At 58.6% G+C, this 21,053-nt stretch carries 15 protein-coding genes and 1 pseudogene; 4 read left to right on the top strand and 12 right to left on the bottom strand.

Annotated features, from left to right (window positions below):
* Together C7534_RS31180 and C7534_RS31185 are read right to left on the bottom strand one after the other, a co-directional pair.
* A pseudogene (locus tag C7534_RS31180) lies at window positions 1-236 on the bottom strand (diguanylate cyclase domain-containing protein); the annotation flags it as partial.
* Between the two features lie 166 nt (window positions 237-402).
* Window positions 403-3,324, bottom strand: coding sequence for an HD domain-containing phosphohydrolase (locus C7534_RS31185; protein ID WP_109788149.1), 2,922 nt, complete (start codon window positions 3,322-3,324; stop codon window positions 403-405).
* A gap of 327 nt (window positions 3,325-3,651) precedes the next feature.
* Between C7534_RS31185 and C7534_RS31190 the strand changes: the two genes are divergently transcribed.
* Window positions 3,652-5,028 (top strand): GGDEF domain-containing protein, encoded by a 1,377-nt coding sequence (locus C7534_RS31190; protein ID WP_109788150.1) that lies wholly within the window; start codon window positions 3,652-3,654, stop codon window positions 5,026-5,028.
* Between the two features lie 141 nt (window positions 5,029-5,169).
* Here the strand turns inward: C7534_RS31190 and C7534_RS31195 are convergent, their stop codons facing one another.
* From C7534_RS31195 to C7534_RS31215, 5 genes are all read right to left on the bottom strand, one after another.
* Entirely contained in the window at window positions 5,170-5,610 is a 441-nt protein-coding gene (locus C7534_RS31195) for a carboxymuconolactone decarboxylase family protein (protein WP_046032651.1), read from the bottom strand.
* A gap of 145 nt (window positions 5,611-5,755) precedes the next feature.
* A complete protein-coding gene (locus tag C7534_RS31200; protein ID WP_109788151.1) occupies window positions 5,756-7,198 on the bottom strand; it encodes a mechanosensitive ion channel family protein in 1,443 nt (480 codons plus the stop codon).
* Between the two features lie 158 nt (window positions 7,199-7,356).
* Window positions 7,357-7,983 carry an isochorismate family cysteine hydrolase YcaC gene (gene ycaC, locus C7534_RS31205; protein ID WP_046032649.1) on the bottom strand — a complete coding sequence of 209 codons (627 nt, stop codon included), beginning with the start codon at window positions 7,981-7,983 and terminating at the stop codon, window positions 7,357-7,359.
* A 56-nt stretch (window positions 7,984-8,039) separates the two neighbouring features.
* The gene (locus C7534_RS31210; RefSeq protein ID WP_046032648.1) at window positions 8,040-8,723 is read right to left on the bottom strand and encodes an isochorismatase family protein; all 684 of its coding nucleotides are present in this window, start codon (window positions 8,721-8,723) and stop codon (window positions 8,040-8,042) included.
* A 93-nt stretch (window positions 8,724-8,816) separates the two neighbouring features.
* Window positions 8,817-9,683 carry a pirin family protein gene (locus C7534_RS31215; RefSeq protein ID WP_077431694.1) on the bottom strand — a complete coding sequence of 289 codons (867 nt, stop codon included), beginning with the start codon at window positions 9,681-9,683 and terminating at the stop codon, window positions 8,817-8,819.
* Window positions 9,684-9,787: 104 nt separating this feature from the next.
* Between C7534_RS31215 and C7534_RS31220 the strand changes: the two genes are divergently transcribed.
* From C7534_RS31220 to dkgB, 3 genes are all read left to right on the top strand, one after another.
* A complete protein-coding gene (locus C7534_RS31220; RefSeq protein ID WP_177412312.1) occupies window positions 9,788-10,696 on the top strand; it encodes a LysR family transcriptional regulator in 909 nt (302 codons plus the stop codon).
* Window positions 10,697-10,791: 95 nt separating this feature from the next.
* Window positions 10,792-11,331 (top strand): PaaI family thioesterase, encoded by a 540-nt coding sequence (locus C7534_RS31225; protein ID WP_046032646.1) that lies wholly within the window; start codon window positions 10,792-10,794, stop codon window positions 11,329-11,331.
* Window positions 11,332-11,445: 114 nt separating this feature from the next.
* Window positions 11,446-12,249: a 2,5-didehydrogluconate reductase DkgB gene (gene dkgB / locus C7534_RS31230; protein ID WP_109788152.1), complete on the top strand. Its 804-nt coding sequence runs from the start codon at window positions 11,446-11,448 to the stop codon at window positions 12,247-12,249.
* A gap of 3 nt (window positions 12,250-12,252) precedes the next feature.
* Here dkgB and C7534_RS31235 read toward each other — a convergent pair whose 3' ends face one another.
* The 5 genes from C7534_RS31235 to C7534_RS31255 form a co-directional block, all read right to left on the bottom strand.
* Window positions 12,253-15,480 (bottom strand): transporter substrate-binding domain-containing protein, encoded by a 3,228-nt coding sequence (locus tag C7534_RS31235; protein ID WP_256594855.1) that lies wholly within the window; start codon window positions 15,478-15,480, stop codon window positions 12,253-12,255.
* Window positions 15,481-15,492: 12 nt separating this feature from the next.
* Complete coding sequence (locus C7534_RS31240) at window positions 15,493-16,113, bottom strand: response regulator transcription factor (protein WP_109788154.1); 621 nt, start codon at window positions 16,111-16,113, stop codon at window positions 15,493-15,495.
* 151 nt (window positions 16,114-16,264) lie between these two features.
* Window positions 16,265-16,672: a chemotaxis protein CheY gene (locus tag C7534_RS31245; protein WP_046032642.1), complete on the bottom strand. Its 408-nt coding sequence runs from the start codon at window positions 16,670-16,672 to the stop codon at window positions 16,265-16,267.
* Window positions 16,673-16,933: 261 nt separating this feature from the next.
* Window positions 16,934-19,636 carry a magnesium-translocating P-type ATPase gene (mgtA, locus tag C7534_RS31250; protein WP_109788155.1) on the bottom strand — a complete coding sequence of 901 codons (2,703 nt, stop codon included), beginning with the start codon at window positions 19,634-19,636 and terminating at the stop codon, window positions 16,934-16,936.
* Between the two features lie 445 nt (window positions 19,637-20,081).
* Entirely contained in the window at window positions 20,082-20,816 is a 735-nt protein-coding gene (locus tag C7534_RS31255) for a thioesterase II family protein (RefSeq protein WP_109788156.1), read from the bottom strand.
* Window positions 20,817-21,053: the final 237 nt, after the last annotated feature.

Consider the following 21,053-nt stretch of genomic DNA (forward strand, 5'->3'; position numbering starts at 1 on the left):
TCGCACCAACCATCCAAATCACGGCAGCAGTAAATCAAACTGAATCGATAGGAAGTATCTATGCGCAGCTTGCGAAGCAATTTCCCTGCCGAGGCACCTGGCATGTCAAGCAACAACACATCAAACGCGGGAACGGCTAAGAGGCTGTCCAGGTCGGCAAAGCGTTCCAGTTCAATGGAACCCAATCCCGAAGTGAAACTGCCAAGAACAGCGATGTGGGGAGATGAAGTGGGCATGATGCAGTCCCTGAAGGGCAGCCAAATAGCTCGTAGCCTGCACCACTGAAAGATAGCAGCATTGCTGCCAGCCAATCGGCTATTTCAAAATGAGGCTCATAGGATCATTTCAGAGGCGTGGCTAATTCCGGATTTGTAGCGCCGCGCCGGTTGGCCTGCTGCATGTTCATACGTTCGCCCCCAGGTACTGTGCAATATCAACTTCATCGATCTGCTCGGGTTGCATATAGAGCTCGGCATAGTGGCGGTACACCCCGGATGTCAGAAAAAGATCGAACAGTTCCGGATCGATATGCTGCTGCGCCCTGGCTATCGACATGATGTGGACCGCCTCCGAAAGGCTCTTCGCCCGTCTGTATGGACGGTCTGCTGCCGTAAGCGCCTCGAAGACATCCGCAATAGCCAACATTCTCGCAAGCGGGCTCATTTCGTCCCGATGCAGTTGCCGGGGATATCCGGTGCCATCCATCTTCTCGTGATGATTGCCGGCGATCTCCGGTACCTGACGTAGTTCCTTGGGGAACGGCAAGCGCGCCAGCATAATCTGTGTCTGCACGATGTGGTCTTCGATCTTGAAGCGTTCTTCGTTCGAGAGAGTTCCCCTTCCCACCTGCAGGTTGTGCAGCTCGCCCCGATCGTACAAATCCTTGGGCGTATCGCGCTTGAAGCCCCACGGATTGTCCGCCGGGATCGTGTCATGCGCTGTTCGCGCTATCACGTGTTCGGGCTTATCGGCCAGCAGTGGCTCCAATGCAGGTAGCGGCGCTGCCGGATGTTGTGCCTTGCGTGCCTGTTCTTCTTGCGAGAGGCCGATGCGGTCGTCCAGGGTCCGCAGCCACGTACGGCCAGCGACTTGCAGCAATCTCGCTTTATGCGCGGCGTCCATGAACTCGCCGCCCTGATTGCAAGTGGCGACGAACGCGAAGTCGTCGTCAAGCGCCTTGAACTCGGCGTCACGTCGCGCGCGCGAGGCCTCGTCAGCTTCGCCGGCGGCGACCGAACGCAGATACGCTATCTCGGCATCGCGCTTTAGCACTTCGAAACGCATACGGATTTCGTGAATCCGGTCGTAGAGGGTCTCCAGCTTTGTCGCCTTGTCGATAATGTACTCGGGGGTCGTCACCTTGCCGCAGTCGTGTAACCAGGCGGCGACGTGCAGGGCTTCCCATTGTTTGTCCGTCATCCCGAACGATTCATAAGGACCGTCGGTGGCATCGCAGGCTGCCTTGGCCAGCATCTTGACCATTTCTGGCACGCGCTCGCAGTGGCCGCCGGTGTGCGGGTTTTTCGCATCGATGGCACCAGCCAGAAGGCGAATGAACGCGTCGAACAGATCACGCTGAGCTTTCGTCAGCCCCTGCATCTCAAGTGAGCCTGTGAACAGGCCGGCCAGTGTACTGACAAAGGCTAGCTGCGCAGTTTCAAGCGGGGTGTCGCGCAGTATCAGAATAACGCCCAACAGTTCGTCCTGGCGGGTGGCAAGCGGGATGGCTGCAAAGTGAGACGACTGAGCCGACGTCAACATTTCGAGGTTCGCATCACGGATCTCATCTACCGTGAAGTGGCGCGTTTGTGGAGCGTTTCCGCGGGCAGCGGAGCCGATCACAGGCAGTGCTAACTCAATTGAAGTGTTCGCCACAGCTTGCGTTACATCTTTGCCATCGCGATCAAACGCTGCGGCGACCGACAAAGCGCTGCCTTCCACCAGGTACAGAACGCCTGCATTTCCACCCGCTGCATTGAGGGTTTTGCGCAAAAGCAAAGGCAGAAGGTGATCGAGCCGGGTTTCCGCGGACACGGCTTGCGCTATCAACAAGAAGCGCTGGATCGTTTGCCGCATTTCCTCGGTTGCGTTGCCAAGATCATGCACCTCACTGATGCGCGACGGGACGGAAACCGGCTGGTGGAAATCGAACCTGCGTATGGCTTCGACCCCATCCGCAAGAGCTTGCAAGGACCGGGAGATGTATCGCGCCGCAAACCAGATCAAGGGTATCGCAAGCAATATGACAATGACGGTAGCCGCCATCCCTATCCACGCCTGCTGCCTGGCGCCCTTGAGCAACTCGTCTTTTGGAATAGCGGAGACCAGGAAGAGGGATTTGCCGTCGTCTGACGTCAACCGTTCGATGGTCGTGTACCACATCTCGCCGCCCGCGGCTGTCACTTCTTGCCGGCGGGGTGTATTACCTAACGCCCCGATATCGTTAGCAAGAAGCGTCAGGATGGGAACCCCATACTCACTGGCGACCGTGAGTCGGTCCGTCCGGATGGAATCTGTGCTCGATACCGATTCAGGGAGTTTCCTGTCGATCGCGATGACTTGGCCACTGGCATCCAGTACAGCGGCCACCGAACGCGCGGTGGTCCCCTTGCGCGCGAGCATTTGCCCGAGTGAGTCCAGTCGGAAATCGCCACCCACCACTGCGCGGCGGTTATCAGTGGGGATAGCGAACGTTGCGCCGACCACTCGGTCGATAAAGAACGTATAGGCTTCGGTGCGAATGAGGGAGCCCGCGGCCATTGCCCTGGTGTACCACGACCGTTGTCTGGGATCGAAGTGGGACGCAAAATCCATGTCGTCTTGGACTGAGAGTGTCGTGAGATTGGAATCGAGAAAGTAAAGCTTGCCTTGCTGCGCACCACTGCCCCGTTCGACACTGTTAATGACGTAGCTGGCTTGCGGCGGAGCGTGAAAGGTCAAGCGGGTTGAATCGTCGCGCAGCGGCGTAACAACGAAGACGCTACCGTCTGCATAACCGACGTAGAGCGATAGCAATAGTGGCGATAATCCCAACGCATCACGAACCAGCGCCAGATGCTGCAGGCGTTGATCGAGAGAGGTTGCATCGGCCAGGGAGCTGTGGCTGATCAGCTCAACCGCGATCCGCGCCGGCGTCACAGTCTCTTCTATTTTGTCGCGCGTATCATCGCTGATCTGATTCATTGCTTCGGATGCTGCGACTTCCAGGGCTGTCTTGGTCATCATGAAGTTGATGCCGCACGTCAGCGCTCCGACCACCAGCACAACGGCCCCGAACAGCGCCCAGAGATGAATGTGAAGCGGGTAATTTCTGTGCGTTTGCATCTACCTTCCCTCGACGGGTGCAGCACGAAATCTCCAGAGAACTGCTGGGTTATCTGCGGCAGGCCTGAGTCCTGCGCACGGTCAGTCTAGCAAACCAACAAAAAAGCTACTGCCGACCGCCTACTAAAGTGCCAAGGGGTGTAGTCGATGTTTACGCGTAGTTCGTTGTCATCTCAGGAATGTGCAGTGGGAGCGAAATCGCTGTGATACCGGCATGACGCGGCGGGATGACTACCCCTTTAAATGATCTACTCTGAGCAGGTGCTCGACTGCCTGGCAACGGGATCGCAAAACAAGCACTGCCAATGCCCTGTCGGAGTGACAATCATGAGGTGGGTAATCGAGTATGCGCGCGCCGTAAAGGTTGGCAGCTGGATTATAGGGGCAGTCTTGATCTTGATTGCCGTTATCGGGGTGGCCGACCGCTATCACCGTCAGCGCGTTCTGCTGCTGGAAGGGCAGCAAATATTGCTGGCTCATCGAAGCAGTTGGGGCTATGCCACCCTGGTACGCCAACTGGCGACCCATAAACTGCAATATTCGCTACTTCTGGCAAATCCCCTACCGACCGGGTGTCTGCCAGACAAGTACATTGCCGAGCAGCAGCGTGCCACAGAGGTCCTGAGTGAAGGTATCGAAGAGCTGTCTCAGTACACATTACGGGTGCCTAGCCATCAAGTAGCAGCATTGCCCAGTCCGCTGGCGCCACAAATGCGCCTGACAAAGGGCGGCATTCAGATGACCAGCCGTCAACTTTTGGGCTACAGCTGCATTGGGCGCTACGCGGTGATCCGGGAAACCCGGACCCGGTTGCAGCCGTTACCGCTGCCGCCGCGCTCGGCCATCGGGCCGGCGTTTGTCGATGCACTTATCGTGCATGTCTCCGTGAGCCACGGCAATGAACCACCTTTGTATGTCGACATTCATTTCACCGACGAAAAGGCAGATCTGATACCTGTCAAAGACGCCGGCTGGCCCACCACACACCTTTCCGAGGAGCAAGGCGAGGAGCGTTTTGTCCGGGACATCGTGGATCCACAACAGGCCCTGCACCTGGAATTCTATAGTGAACCACTGACACCGAGTTTCCTGTCGCTGTTCCTGAGCTGGAATGGTCTCGGCTTATTAATGATGGTTGGCATGCTTGCCAGTGTGTTCTTGATCATTTGGCTGTCGGGGCGATTGATTGATGCCTACGGGATACAACATCGAGCGGCTACCCGCGACTTTCTTACCGGGTTGTACAACCGACGGGAGGCGATGGCACTGGCAGAGGCAGAGTTAGCCAGGGCCATCCGTACGCCCAGTTCGTTGTGCATATTGATGCTGGATATCGACCACTTCAAACGGGTCAATGATACCTACGGTCATGACGGGGGAGATGAGGTGCTGAAGTTTTTTGCCCAGCTACTTAACCAGGCCGTACGCCAACATGACCTGGTCGCCCGAACTGGCGGGGAAGAGTTCCTCATCCTGCTCCCGGATACTGATCTGACAGGTGCACAATCGATGGCCGAGCGATTGTTGCAAGTCTTGCGCGATTCGACGCTGGACTATGCCGGAACACGCATTGGCGTCACCTGCAGCATAGGTGTCACCGCTTGGCGTGGGCCCGAAGACAACATTCAAGCCATGCTTATCCGTGGCGATCTTTTGCTTTACCAGGCCAAACAGCAAGGGCGTGACCGTTATGTGAGTGATTGACACTTATCAACTATCAATTGAGGAGCACAACGAGCCATAAGGATTCAAACCTGGAACATCTGCTTCATCATCGCCACGGCGATGGCGCCCTTGATGCGCAAGGTGCAACCACCGGCCGCGCCGTCAGCAGATGCTCACTGATCAGGCTTGAGGCATTTTGCGAAAGCCGATCGCCAGGCGGTTCCAGGCGTTGATGGTGGTGATGGCCACGGTCAGGTCGACCATTTCTTTCGGGCTGAACTCGGACACGGCCAGTTCATAGTCTTCATCTGGAGCGTGAGTCTGGCTCACCAGCGTCATGGACTCAGTCCAGGCCAGTGCCGCCCGTTCACGCGGGGTGAAGAACGGCGTTTCGCGCCAGGCCGACAACGTGAACAGACGGCGCTCGTCTTCCCCGCCCTTGCGGGCATCGGCGCTGTGCATGTCGAGGCAGAAGGCGCAGCCGTTGATCTGCGAGGTCCGCAGCTTGACCAGTTCGATCAGGTTTTTTTCCAGCGGCAGCTTCGAAACAGCGGTCTCCAGGGCGATCATGGCTTTGAGCGCATCTGGGGAAGCGGTGTAGAAATCGATACGAGGTTTCATGGTGGACTCCAATAGCAAGTGGGCGTGGAGCTAAGTTAATCCCGCCCGCCCTTCTGACAAATAGCCAATTTTCCAGAAGTCGAGGAGGCCATTGGAGACCAATGAGAAATTAACCGGGTCTGAAATTGCCCTCCTCCGCAGTCATCTAAGCCCTGTTACGCAGCCACTGCAAAAACCCCTTCCTCGCCACCACCTTCGGCACTTCCTGAGTCAACGTCTGCGCCTTGTTCAAGCGGAAATCCAGCAGCGCCTTCATCGACTCGCCGATGTCATGCCGCGCCTCCAGGCAGGGTTTGAGGTACTCCTTCTCGATCCGGTACAAGCTGCAGGCCGTTTTGGCGACGAAGTCTGCCGGCATCGCGGCATCCAGTAAAATCCCGCCCTCGCCGATCACCTCGCCCGGCCCCATGCGTCCCGGCTCGAACTTGACCCCGCCACGGCTCATCTCCACCGAAACCACCCCGGATTCGATGATGAACAAATGATCGCTGACCTCCCCCGCCGGCAGAATCATGTCCCCGGCACGAAAGTTTTGCAGGGTCATGTGCTGGCTGAAAGTCTCTTTCTCATCCTGGCGCAGGGTCGAAAAAATGTTCGAGCTGTCCAGCAAAGCGCGTGCCCGCGACAGGTTCGCCGGCGCATTGGGCTCAACGCTCGACAACAGGTTGATACCAGACGCCTGCAAATGCCGGTAGGCCAGGTCATACAGCAGATTGCGCACCATGCGCTTTTGATCCATCGAGACCACGAAACCACTGATTTCATATTCCACGCCCGCGGCGCTGGAGCCCTTGAGGGCTACGCACGGTGCCGGATGACTCAAAAAATAACGACAGCCCTGCATCGCTCGTTCCAGCGCGTCGATCACCGTTTGCGGGCGCGCGTGCGGGCTCAGTTGCAGGCTGATCGACACGCCGAAAATGTCGCTCGGCCGGCTGAAGTTGATGATCTTGGCCTTGGCCGCCAGCGAGTTGGGGATCACCGCCATGCTGCCTTGGGCGGTTTGCATGCGCGTGGCGCGCCAGTCGATGTCGGTGACCCGGCCTTCGGTGCCGTCGATGGAGATCCAGTCATCCAGTAGATAGGGTTTGGTGGTGTTGAGGACAATCCCGGAGAACACGTCGCTAAGGGTACTTTGCAAGGCCAGGCCGACGATGATCGCAACGGCGCCGGAGGTTGCCAGCACGCCTTTGACCGGCAGATCGAGCACGTACGCCAACGCCGCGATGATCGCGATCAGGAAGATCACCGCCCCGAGCAAGTCCTGAAGCAAGCGCCCGGTGTGCCCGACCCGTTGCATCATCACCGCACCGATCAGCACCGTCAGGGTTCGCGCGCCGAACAGCCACCAACCGATCTGCAAACCGGTGGCCGCCAGGTGCAACGGCACATTGTCGGGCCAAGGGGCTATCTCGAGTGGGTTCAAGCCTTCGTTGAACAGCAGAACGCTGAACAACGAGAAAATCACCAGCCGGACCAGCAGCTTCCAGTTGCTGCCGCTGGCGGTAATCAAACGCCACAGCCCAAGATCGATCAGGATCAGGACCAGTGCGCAGATCAACGGGTGATTGGTGAAAAAAGCCAGCATCGAGCAACTCCATCAAGGACCGATGGCGCAAAGATCGCACACATTGGCCACAGTGTAGGAGTGTTTGATTCTGCAAGATGAATGCAATTTTCTAAACACCAAAAATCAATGTGGGAGCGGGCTTGCCCCCCTCCCACATTGAATAGGTGTTGCCGGATTTACTTGCTGTTGGTCAGCGCGTTGTAGCTGGTAAACAGGTTGCGGTAGTCCGGGATGTGGTTGGAGAACAAAGTGCCCAACCCTTCCACGTCATTGCGCCAGTCGCGATGCAGCTCACAGGCCAGGCCGAACCAGGTCATCAACTGCGCACCCGAGGCCGACATGCGGTCCCAGGCCGATTGCCGGGTCAGCTCGTTGAAGGTGCCGGAAGCGTCCGTCACCACGAACACCTCAAAGCCTTCGGCCAGCGCCGAGAGTGCCGGGAATGCCACGCAGACTTCGGTCACCACGCCGGCGATGATCAGTTGTTTCTTGCCGGTGGCCTTGATCGCCTTGACGAAGTCTTCGTTGTCCCAGGCGTTGATCTGGCCAGGACGGGCGATGTACGGCGCATCCGGAAACAGCGCCTTGAGCTCTGGCACCAGCGGGCCGTTGGGGCCGGTCTCGAAACTGGTGGTGAGGATGGTCGGCAGCTTGAAGTACTTGGCCAGGTCAGCCAGGGCCAGCACGTTGTTCTTGAAACGATCCGGTTCGATGTCGCGCACCAGTGACAGCAGCCCCGCCTGGTGATCAACCAACAAAACGGCGGCGTTGTTCTTGTCGAGACGCTTGTAGGAAGTGGTCATTGCAATAGTCCTCGCGTGTTATCGATGCCGAGTGGAAATCGGCGTGGGGTTGCCGTTCAGCGCTGGGAGTCCAGCACTTCGTGTTCATTCGCCACTTGCTGAGCCTTGAGGTAGCTTTCGATCAGCAATTGATAATGCGGCATGGCCTGGGCGTAGACAGCGGCCCACTGCTCGGCATCCGGACGGTTCCACGAGCCTTGCAGCTCAGAGAGCGTAGCCATGATGTCGATCGGCACCACCCCGGCTTGCGTCAAACGGGCCACAGTCAGATCAGTGGCCAGTTTCGAGTGATTGCCCGAGGCATCGACCACGGCAAACACTTTGTAGCCTTCATGCACCGCCGCAATGGAAGGAAACGCCAGGCAAACACTGGTCAGCGTGCCGGCGATCACCAGGGTTTTCTTGCCGGTGGCTTTGACTGCTGCATGAAACTCGGCGTTGTCCCAGGCATTGATTTCACCTTTGCGTGCCACGTATTGGGCATGCGGTGCGGCTTCATGAATCTCGGGGATCAACGGTCCGTTCGGTCCTTGCGGGACGGAGGCGGTGGTGATCACCGGCATGTTCAACAGGGTCGCGGCCTTGGCCAGGGCAATCGCGTTGGCGCGCAATTGCGGTACATCCATGTCCTTGACGATCTGGAACAGTCCGCTCTGGTGGTCGATCAACAGCATGGCGCTGTCATTGGGGTCGATGGTCGGTTTCAGGCCGTTGAAGTTAGCCGCGTTGACGGTATTCATGTGCGTTTCCTCTTTCGTTTGGGCAACAGCCATCCCTGGCCTGAGAACCGGCCTACGCATCCTGTGTAGAGCGGGTTGTTGAGGCGCTACGGGTTAACCGTGCATCTGGCCGAAGCGACCGGACTGGAAGTCGGCGAACGCCTGGTGAATTTCTTGCTCGGTGTTCATCACGAACGGGCCGTGACCGACAATTGGCTCGTCGATCGGCTCACCGCTGAGCAACAGCACCACGGCGTCCTGGCTGGCTTGCAGCGTCAGCCTGTCACCCTTGCGATCGAACAGGGCCAACTGCCCTTCACGCACCGACTCCAGACCATTGACCTGAACCGTACCGCGCAACACCACCAATGCGGTGTTGCGACCTTCGTGCAGGTCCAGAGTCAGCAATTTGCCGCCATTAAGACGCAGGTCCCAGACATCAATCGGGGTGAACGTGCGCGCCGGGCCGGTGTAGCCATCGAACTCACCGGCAATCAGGCGCAGGCTGCCAGCCTTGTCCTTGAGCGGGATGCTCGGGATGTCGCCATCGAGAATCGTCTGGTAACCGGCGTCGGCCATTTTGTCCTTGGCCGGCAGGTTGACCCACAGCTGCACCATTTCCAGGGTGCCGCCGCGCTTGGCGAAACCTTCGGAGTGGAACTCCTCATGCAGGATCCCTGAGGCGGCGGTCATCCATTGCACGTCGCCAGGGCCGATCTTGCCACCGCTGCCAGTGGAGTCGCGGTGCTCCAGTTCGCCCTTATAAACGATAGTCACGGTTTCGAACCCTCGGTGCGGATGCTGACCAACGCCACGCCGCTCGGTGGTCGGGGTGAACTCTGCAGGGCCGGCATGATCCAGCAGCAGGAACGGGCTGATGTGCTTGCCCAGGTTGTCGTAGGAAAACAGCGTGCGAACCGGAAAACCGTCGCCGACCCAATGGGCACGTGGGCTGGTGTAGATACCGATGATGTTTTTCATGGTGTCTCCTGATGAGGTGAGTGAAGCCATGGACAAAGCTTAAAACCGCAACCATTAGTGCACTAGACTGCAAAAATCAGTCTTAGCGTTCTATCTGGAGAACGATGATGGAAGACCTCAACACCCTCTACTACTTCACCCAAGTGGTGGAACACGGCGGTTTCGCCCCGGCCGGACGCGCGCTGGACATGCCTAAATCGAAGCTCAGCCGGCGAATTGCCGAGCTTGAAGAACGCCTCGGGGTCCGGCTGCTGCATCGCACCAGCCGACATTGTTCACTGACCGAAATCGGCCAGGCCTACTACCAGCGCTGCCTGGCCATGCGCGTGGAAGCGGAAAGCGCCGCCGAACTGATCGAGCGCAATCGCTCCGAACCCCAAGGCCTGGTGCGCATCAGTTGTCCGACGGCACTGCTCAACTCCTGGGTAGGGCCGATGTTGACGCGGTACATGCTCAAGTACCCGCGGGTGGAGCTCTTCATCGAAAGCACCAACCGAAGGGTCGACTTGATCCACGAAGGGTTTGATATCGCCTTGCGCGTGCGCTTTCCACCGCTGGAAAACACCGACATGGTGATGAAAGTGCTGGGCAACAGCACTCAATGCCTGGTGGGCAGCCCGAGCTTTGCCGAACGCCTGTCGTCACCCGCCTCCCCGGCTGATCTCAGCGGTTTGCCCAGCCTGCATTGGGGCGCGGCGCAGCGTGAATATCAGTGGGAATTGTTCGGTCCCGATGACGCCAGCGCGCTGATTCGGCATGCGCCCCGCATGGTGACGGACGATCTGCTCGCGTTGCGTCACGCAGCCGTCGCGGGGATTGGCGTCGTGCACCTGCCCAGCGTGGTGGTACGTGATGACGTTGCGGCCGGCAAGCTGGTGGATCTGGTGCCGGGCTGGGCGCCAAAGTGCGGAATCATCCATGCAATCTTCCCGTCTCGCCGTGGGCTGCTGCCCTCGGTACGGGCATTGATCGATTTTCTGGGCGAGGAATTCAATCACGCAGACATTGCCTGAATGACGCGACACGCGGGGCTGGCGGAGTTTTTATTTCGGACATAATATCGATCGGAATTACAACCATAATATCCGCCCCGTCCGAGGACACGATCATGCAAAGTCCCACCCGCGAAGCCACGCTCGCGCAATGGATCGCTCAGGAACAGGCCATGCGTGCCCGCCTCGCTGGCCCTGGCAGCCTGTCCATGGCTGATGTCAGCGCATTGTCGCCCACCGAATTCTTCGAAGGCATTGGCAGCGGTGAACTGCCCTCACCGCCGATTGGTGCGCTGATGGATTTCATCCCCATCGAATGGTCGGCCGGGCTGTTTATCTTTCAGGGCACACCGGACGCACGGCATTACAACCCGTTGGGCAGTGTGCATGGCGGGTATGCGGCGACGTTGCTGGATTCGTGCATGGGGTGTGCGATTCATACCCAGCTGAAGAAGGGCCAGGGCTATACGACGCTGGATCTGCGCATCAGCTATGTTCGTGCGCTGACGGGCGCCAGTGGACCGGTGCGGGCCGAGGGGAAAATTGTGCATCTGGGACGCTCCACGGCGTTGGCCGAAGGGCGCATTTATGATGTGGATGGACGGTTGTATGCCACGGGGTCGACGACTTGCATGATTCTTGAGGCGCGGGGGTAGGTTCCGCGGATTCATGACTTTCGGTAAACATTGCTTTGCCGCTCCAGCGGTTTTTCTCACGGATGCAGGCGCGGATACTCGTGCCCATTCCTACAGCAACCCCTGGAGTCATAGATGTCTATTCCCGCCTTCGGTCTCGGTACGTTTCGCCTGCAAGGCCAGGTGCTCATCGATTCGGTGAGCACAGGCCTGGCGTTGGGCTACCGGGTGATCGACACCGCGCAAATCTACGAAAACGAAGCCGAGGTCGGCGAGGCCATTGCCGCGAGTGGTATTGCCCGCGACGAACTGTTCATCACCAGCAAAATCTGGGTCGCCAACTTTGCCAAAGAGCGGTTGATCGACAGCCTCAAAGAGAGCCTGCGCAAACTGCAAACCGACTACCTGGACCTGACGCTGATCCACTGGCCGTCCCCGGAAAACCAGGTGCCGGTTGAAGAATTCATGGGGGCCCTGCTCGAAGCCAAACAACTGGGCCTGACCCGGCTGATCGGTGTCTCCAACTTCACCGTCGACCTGATGCAACAAGCCATCGCCGCCGTCGGTGCCGAACACATCGCCACCCACCAGATCGAACTGCACCCGTACCTGCAAAACCGCAAGGTGGTCGAGTTCGCGCAAAGCCAGGGCATCCACATCACGTCGTACATGACCCTGGCTTATGGCGAAGTGCTCAAGGACCCCATCATCCAGCAGATCGCCGAACGCCTTCAGGCTAGCGCAGCGCAAGTCGCGTTGGCGTGGGCCATGCAGTCGGGTTACGCGGTGATCCCCTCCTCGACCAAACACGCGAACCTGCAAAGCAATTTGAAGGCCTGCACCTTGATCTTGAGCGAGGCCGACATGGCGTTGATCGCCGGTCTTGATCGCAACCAACGGCTGACCAGCCCAAAAGGCATTGCACCGCATTGGGACTAAGCGTCAGTCCCGCTTAAGGTGCTGCCCAAGACTTTTCATGGCGCGCTGCAACCGGTCGACCGCTTCATCGATCAGTGCCGCACAGCCTTCGGCGCAGGCTCGCTCCAGATCCTCGCAACACTCGATCAATAGCGCTGCGCGGACCATCCGCGCACTGCCCTTGATGCGGTGCGCCAACTCTTCAAGACGAAAGCGGTTGTCGCCAACGTGCGCTTGCAGCAACTCAATTCGGTCCTCACGGTTGGACTCGGCCAGTTCGCGCAACAATTGATTGATTAGGGTCCGGTCTTCACCGACGTATAGCTCCAGGCCGCTCAAGTCGATTTCGCTTGTTGGTGGCGCTTCAACCGGCTCAAGCGGTGCCGGCAATTCACCGGTAAATCGCGATGCCAGCCAGGCACTCAAATCCGCCAGCAGGATGGGTTTGAACAGGCAATCGTCCATGCCCGCTTCCAGGCATCGAACCTTTTCCTCAGGCTGCGCATTGGCGGTAAAGCCCAGTATCAGAGTCGGCGGCATGCCGTAGGCGCGCTCTTCATCACGAATCGCACCTGCCAGTTCATAACCGCTGAACCGGGGCATGTTGCAGTCGCTGATGACGACATCAAACGTCTGCGCGCGCCACTGTTCGAGCCCTTGCTCGCCATCCTCGGCTTCCAGGACATAGTGCCCCAGATAGCTCAGCTGACGCGTCAGCAACAAGCGATTGGCCGGATAGTCATCGACCACCAAAATCGTCAGGGGACGGGTGGAAACCGCCAGCCCAGTGTCCGCCACGTCACTGGCCGGCAAGGCTTTCAACACCACCAGCGACAGGCTGATTTCAGTCTCTGTGCCCCGTCCAAGGACGCTGCCAAGCACCAGCCGCCCACCCATCATTTCGCACAGGGTACGACTGATCACCAACCCCAGCCCGGAGCCCTTGCGGCCCGACTGCTGGTTGTTGCCAGCCTGGACGAACGGGTTGAACAAGCGCTGCAGATCAACCGCGCTGATGCCGATGCCGCTGTCTTCGATGTGTATGTTCACCGCCAGATGACCTGAAATCCCTGGCACCACCCGCAGTGTCAGGCTCACTTCACCTTCATCGGTAAATTTGACCGCGTTGCTCAAGAGGTTGGACAACACTTGCTTGAAACGCGTGGGGTCGATCAACACGTCACGGTCACTGCGTGCGTCCAGATCAACACGCCATACCAGGTCTTTCTCCCGGGCCAGGCCTTCGAACACCCGGCACACCGATGTCACCAGAGCCTGCAAATTGACACGTTCGGGGGTCAGGGATAGATGTCCGGATTCGATGCGGGCGATGTCCAGGATATCGCCGATCAATGCCAGTAGCTGCTGCGCGGCCGTGGACGCCACCTCCAGGGCGGAACGGTCCGCCACCCCTTCTTTCGCCCGCATTTCGGCCAATTCAAGCATGCCGATCAGGGCATTCATCGGCGTACGGATTTCGTGGCTCATGGTGGCCAGGAAGGTGGTTTTCGCGCGATTGGCGTCGTCGGCGGCGTCCTTGGCGTCCTGCAATTGCTGTAACCATTGTTGGCGCTGGCGGATCTGCCGGCGCTGCCAGGCGATCCAGCTCAGGGCAAGCGTGAGCAATACAGCAGCAGCGGCAAACGCCCGCAAAATGGTGGGGCGATAACGCAGCCAATAGTTGTCATCCTCCACCACATCATTGCCCCAACGGAGGACCAGACCGTCCATTTCTTCAGGCGAAATGCTCAGCAACGCTTTGTTCAAAATCGAATGCAATTCCACGGCACCGCGATCGGAGGCCATGGCGATGCGCGCCGGTTCATCGCCCACAGTACTGCGGATGCGCAAACGTCCCGGGTAGTACCGGGCAATCAGGTAACGGGTCATGAATAATGAGCTGACGGCCGCGTCCGCCTGTCCGTTCATGACCAACTCCAGGCCTTGCGCCGGGTTGTCAACATCCACCGTCCGCACGCCCGGCACCTGCGCAAGAATGAACGCGCGCGCCGGGTGGCTGTGATAAATCGCCAGACGTTTACCGGTCAGCTCGCCCAGTGTTTTCGGGCTATCGGGGGTGTCGGCGCTGACCAGTGTGTACGGATTGGTCACATAGGGGCTGGTAAAATGCAGGTCTGCTACACCTTCGGTCGCCGGGATGATGGCAGGTATGAGGTCGATCTCGCCGGACCTGAGTCGCTCGATCTGCTGGTCAAGTGAGCGGCCCCGCAGCACGTTGAAATTCAATCCGCTGCGCTGGCTGATCAGTGTCAGCAATTGCGCGGTCAAGCCATTGAATTGCCCTTCGGCATTGAAGAATGTCAGCGGTGCAAAGTTCTCGACCACCCCGACTTTCACCTGTGGATGACGGTCCAGCCACTCCTGTTCGCCGGCGCTCAGATTGACCCGTGACTGCCCCAGCCTGTTAACCCTGCCGGCGCTCCAGCGCAGGTCGATGGTTGCGCGCTGATCCATGGGGATCGCTGCCAGCGCCTTGTCGATGATGTCCTTGAGCACCAGGTTGTCCCGCGCCAAAGCAAAGCCGAACGGGTTGGCGTCGAGACCGGACGGTCCCATCAGTTGAACGTTATTGAGGTAGTTATTGTTGATCAGGTAATTGGCGCTGATGAGGTCCCCGAGGTACACGTCATCTTGCCCATAGGCCACCGCTCCCAGCGCATCGAGCGCCGATGGATAACGCTGCAGGCTGGCCTTGGGATAAAACGTTTCAACGGTTTTCGCCGGCAGATAGTCATCGACCATGGCGATGCGTTTACCCGCCAGATCTTCGGGCATACGCTCGTCCAGTCGGGTCACCAGCATGGGTTGATCTTCAGCGTAGGGGCTGGACAGGGTCAGTTCAGGGTCGGCCGCTTCGAAACTGTTCGAGGTCCCCAAAAGATCAAGCTCGCCGAATTTCAGCGCCTCCATGGCTGCTTCCCGCGTCGCATAACGCTGCACTTCAATCGGAACGCTCAGCAGTTGCGCGATCAGTTGAGCGTAATCGGCGGTGATGCCTTCCAGCTCATCCATGCTGCGCGTCACTTCGAAGGGCGGGTAGTCCGCGCCACTGACCCCGAGGCGCAAGACACGCTTGCTGCGCAGCCATTGCCGGTCCTTGTCATCCAGAGCGGCCTCGTAACCCTCCACGGTGGAACGCCCCAGCAATTGCAAGGACTTCGGCCCGTCCCCCCAGGCCGCCTGCGCCGGTGGCATCAGGCACAACATCAAGGCGCATAACAGGACACGCACGTTCTGGCACCCTCAGATCAATTGGTTGCGCTTGGCGAAATCACGTAGATGCACGGCCGCGTTCACGCCGAGTTTTTCGATCAACCGGATCTTGTAGGTGCTGACCGTCTTATGGCTCAAGTGCATCGCCGTGGCGATCTCCTTGTTTGGAGTCCCCCGGGCGAGGTACTGGAGGATGGTCAACTCGCGGTTGGAGAGATGATCGATCAATTGTTTTTCGCTGCGCTGCAGCGTGTTCATTGATCCGCTGGGCAGCTGCGTGAAATAGGTATATCCGGCCTTCAAGGCGTGTACGGCCTTGTGCAGTTGACTTAGCTCGTTGGTCTTGGCGACATAGGCCAAGGCGCCGGTACGCATGCAGCGCTCTTGAAAAAACAGCGGTTCAAGCGACGTGAAAACCAGCACCACACACGACAGGTTGCCGGCCTTGATTCGCTCCAGCACATCCAGCCCGTTACCGCCGGGCATCACCAGATCCAGAATCACCAGATCAATGCTGTGCTCACGCAGTATCGACCACGCCTCACTGACGCTGGAGGCTTCATGAATCTGTTTGAAACCTTCCTGCTCAAGTACCAGTTTGACTGCGGCGCGAACCACCGGATGATCGTCCACAATCAGCACTGACTTCATGGAAACTCCCTGTGCAAAAATCGACGATGACGCCACGAATGCCCGCTACAAAAGGCCGAATACACGCAGCAGGTGCGAGAAAACTCTTGCATGGCGGGCAGATGAAAACTACCTGTCAGAAATGACAGTTCCGACGAATGGTCACCCCGGATCAACCGGCCTTTTGCTGACCGGCAGGCACCAACGAGTCGAGGGAGGACATCAATTGCTGGATGCACATCAGGTCGGGATACCCTGCGTGGCTCACATGAATCGTCTGACGCCCGCGGGCAGGCATCGGCGCTGATGGCTCGCGTGGCACATTGAAGATCAGGGTATGACGAACCTGCGGGTTGTCGAGAAACAGACCTGGCAGGTCCAAGGCTCCCTGCGTAAGTGAAGCATTGATGACCACCAGATCGAATGGCAAACAGCCGTACTCGACCAGGCTCAGCAATTCTTCAAGGTGTTGAACCGGTGCCACCCCGTAGTAACCGAGCTGATTGAACAGGCGTTCGATTTTCATTCGGTTAAAGTGTTGTTCGTCGGCGATCAGGATACGTAAAGCTTTGTTCTTCATGATAAAGCCTGCGTAGGCTGATGTATTCGTGAGGCGCAAAGACTACGGAAGACCCATAACGGTTGATGTAGGACTTTTCCTAAATGTCACGTCATTCAATCTGATGTAAACGTGAGCTCAATGCTGAGTCACGGGAGCATCGCGTCGTTGCAGCCAGCACATGAAATCCTCACCGCTCATCGGCCGCGCATACCGGTCTGCTGCCCTGGCGTGCACCCCAGCGCCAGCAATTGCTGGCGTTGGGCAACACAACGACAGGTACTACTGCCAGCCAAACCGCCGAATGTAGAACCCCTTCACAGCCTGTGTCAGCGCCATGTACGCCAACAGGATGACCGGCAGAAACACAAAGTACATCGAAGGCAGGGCCTGCAATTTGAAGTAATGCGCCAACGGCCCCATCGGCAGAAAAATGCCCACGCCCATGATGATCCCGGTCATCACCATCAATGGCATCGCTGCACGGCTTTGCAGGAACGGGATTTTCGGGGTACGGATCATGTGCACGATCAGCGTCTGGGTCAGCAGCCCGACCACGAACCAGCCGGACTGGAACAAGGTCTGGTGATCCGGGGTATTGGCGTCGAACACGTACCACATCAGCGCAAACGTGCTGATGTCGAAGATCGAGCTGATCGGCCCGAAGAACAACATGAAGCGCCCGACGTCCGCCGGTTGCCAGCGCTGGGGCTGCTTGAGCATTTCTTCATCGACGTTATCGAACGGGATGACAATCTGCGAAATGTCGTAGAGCAGATTTTGCACCAACAGGTGCATCGGCAGCATCGGCAGGAACGGGATGAACGCGCTGGCCACCAGCACCGAGAACACGTTGCCGAAGTTCGAACTGGCAGTCATCTTGATGTACTTGAGCATGTTGGCGAAGGTGCGGCGCCCTTCCAGCACGCCCTCCTCCAGCACCATCAGGCTTTTCTCCAGCAAGATAATGTCGGCGGCCTCCTTGGCGATGTCGACGGCGCTGTCCACCGAAATACCAATGTCGGCGGTACGCAGCGCCGGGGCGTCGTTGATGCCATCGCCCATGAAGCCGACCACATGGCCGTTCCCTTTGAGCAACCGGACAATGCGCTCCTTGTGCGACGGCGTGAGTTTGGCGAAGACGTTGGTGGTCTCGACCGCCACAGCCAATTGAGCGTCGCTCATGCGCTCAATGTCGTTGCCCATCAGCAGGCCTTGCTGCTCAAGACCGACTTCGCGACAGATTTTCGCGGTCACCAGCTCGTTGTCGCCGGTCAGCACTTTCACGGCCACGCCGTGAGCCGCCAGCGCTCTTAGAGCCGGTGCGGTGCTTTCCTTGGGAGGGTCGAGGAATGCCACGTAACCGATCAGCGTCAGCGCCTGTTCATCGGCCAGGCTGTAAGTGTCACGCCCTTCGATCATGGGACGCGCGGCCACGGCCACGACCCGCAGCCCTTCGGCGTTGAAGGCAGCAGTCACCTGACGGATCCGCGCCAGCAGTTCATCACTCAGTGCTTCATCGACAACGCCGTGACGCACGCGCGTACACACCGCCAGCACTTCTTCTACCGCGCCCTTGCAGATCAGCAGATGCGCATGCTCGCGCTCGGCGACCACCACCGACATACGCCGGCGGGTGAAGTCGAACGGGATCTCGTCGATCTTGCGAAACGCCGTGCCGACCTTGAGCTCACGGTGGATTTCCACGTGTTCCAGCACGGCCACGTCCAGCAGGTTTTTCAGACCGGTCTGGTAATAGCTGTTGAGGTAGGCCATTTCCAGCACGTCGTCGGAGTCGTTGCCCCAGACATCGACATTGCGCGCGAGGAAGATTTTGTCCTGGGTCAGGGTGCCAGTCTTGTCGGTGCACAGCACGTCCATGGCACCGAAGTTCTGGATCGCATCCAGGCGTTTGACGATGACTTTTTTACGTGACAGGAATACCGCGCCCTTGGCCAGGGTCGAGGTGACGATCATTGGCAGCATTTCCGGGGTCAGGCCCACGGCAATCGACAGCGCGAACAGCAATGCTTCGGACCAGTCGCCTTTGGTGAAACCGTTGATGAACAGCACCAGCGGCGCCATCACGAACATGAAGCGGATCAGCAACCAACTGACTTTGTTGACCCCGGTCTGGAACGACGTCGGTGCGCGATCGGTGGCACCGACCCGTTGGGCCAATGCACCGAAATAAGTGTTGTTGCCGGTGGCGAGAATCACCGCCATCGCCGTGCCGGACACTACGTTGGTGCCCATGAACAGGATGTTGTCGAGGTCCAGCGGATTGTAAGTGTCGCTGTCTTGCTGGCGGGGAAACTTCTCCACCGGCATCGATTCACCGGTCATCGCGGCCTGACTGACGAACAGGTCTTTGGCACTCAGAACCCGGCAATCGGCCGGGATCATGTCGCCGGCCGACAACACGATCAGGTCGCCCGGTACCAATTGTTTGATCGGCAACTCGGTGCGCAGTGCATCGCGACGCAGTACCGTCGCGGTGTTACTGACCATCGCTTTCAGCGCATCGGCGGCCTGGTTGGACTTGGCTTCCTGCCAGAACCGCAGCAAGGTCGAGAGCACCACCATGGAGAAAATCACAATGGCGGCTTTCATGTCTTCGGTCAGCCAGGAGATGACCGCGAGCAGCGTCAGCAACAGGTTGAACGGGTTTTTATAGCAGTGCCACAGGTGGGTCCACCAGGGCAGCGGCTGCTCATGCTCAACCTCGTTGAGGCCGAAACGCTCGCGCTGGGTGTCGGCTTCGAGTTCGCTCAAGCCATCGGTGTGCGTACCCAATTTTTCCAGCAGTTGACCGGTGTCGCTGTTGGCCGCGCTTACCAGGGTTTGCGCCAGCGCCGGCGGCACTTCACGGCTGACCGTGGTGTCGGTCAAGGATTCAAGCAATGCCAGGCGACGGAAGTGCCGGGCGATGTGGCGGGTGCGCAGGAATCCGGCGAAGAATTCCTTTAGCAGGGTCAGGTTCATGGCGTTGCCCCAGGGTCAGCCGGGAAACCTTCGAGCAGGCGTGTCGAGTCGCGGCGATGACGACAGGGCAGTCGCCATCACACGATAGTGTGTCGATGAGAGGACATCGGGAGCCGGGCCAGGACTGGCTCGACCGGGAGGCCGCTACTCGCTGTACGGCGAGACAACGGCACAAAAAAAGCTGCGCGTTAGCTTGCCGAGAAGGTGCCGGTTACTGAAACCGGCCGACTACTGTCACTCGAACACGTACCCACTGTGGGTCTCCGCTATTGATGAAAACGCGCGAAGCTTACGCCCCGATTTTTTCAGAGTAAACGAAGGAACGGCGTGAGACGGGGGAATCGCAGGGTTCTTCAGGAAGGGTTCAGCATTGAGGTTGGGGCGTGTTCTTCAGGGCTTATTCGTCGGAGCGCCGCCGGAGCAAGCGCCCGATTTTTTTGCAGGCTCAGGCGCTGGCGGCCAGGGCATGTCGGCGATGGTGAACATCGAGATGGTCCTTGATCACGCGCAACACCTTGGCCTCTTGCTCATGAATAAAGAAGTGACCACCCGCCAGCATGTCCACGGAGAAACTGCCGTGGGTTTCCTTGCTCCAGCCGATCAACTGTTCAGTGGTGGCGCGGTCGGCCTTGCCACCCAGCACGTGCACCGGGCATTTAAGCAAGGGGCGCTGCTGCGGCTCGAAGCGTCCACACAACAAAAAGTCGGCGCGCAAGACCGGCAGCGTCAGGCTCATCAGCTCTTCGTTGGCCGACACCTCTTCGCGGGAGCCATTGAACGTGCGTAGTTGCTCGATCAACTCGGTATCGGTTTTCGCTTCGGCAAAACCGCGATCATAGTCAGCACGCATTGTCGGCGCGGCCGTGCCTGAAGCGAACAGCGCCACGGGCTCCGGACAGCCCAGCGAGCGCAACGCATGGGCCATTTCACAAGCCAGCAATGCCCCAAGGCTATGGCCGAACAGTGCATAAGGGGCTTTGAGCGTGGCTTTTTGTTCGTGTGCGAGTTGCAGCGCCAGCCGCCGCATGTCGGTGTGCAACGGCTCGCCAAACCGCGCGCCGCGGCCGGGCAGCTCCACCGGTTGCAGCGCCAGCCACTGCGGCAGTTTGCGCCGCCAGCGGCTGAAAACCATGGCGCTGGCGCCCGAATAGGGCAAGCACAGCAATGTCAGCTGGGTCACCGGGCTTTCCTCAAAAAATTAGTCTGTATAGAAGAACGGATGAAGCACACCTGGAATTAGGCGTACCGATAACCCTGTGGGAGATCCTTTGCTGCAGGGGCCCCTGCAACCGACAAAACCCGTAGGAAATTTCCCGTTTTACGCCGCCAATTGTAGGAATGAGACCTACCTACAAGGAACTTAAACATCCCCCAAAGGCATAACACCCTAATGCTGGCGGGCGCTGTGGTCTTGTAG

This window comes from Pseudomonas sp. OV226 (assembly GCF_003148705.1).
Classification (GTDB): domain Bacteria; phylum Pseudomonadota; class Gammaproteobacteria; order Pseudomonadales; family Pseudomonadaceae; genus Aquipseudomonas.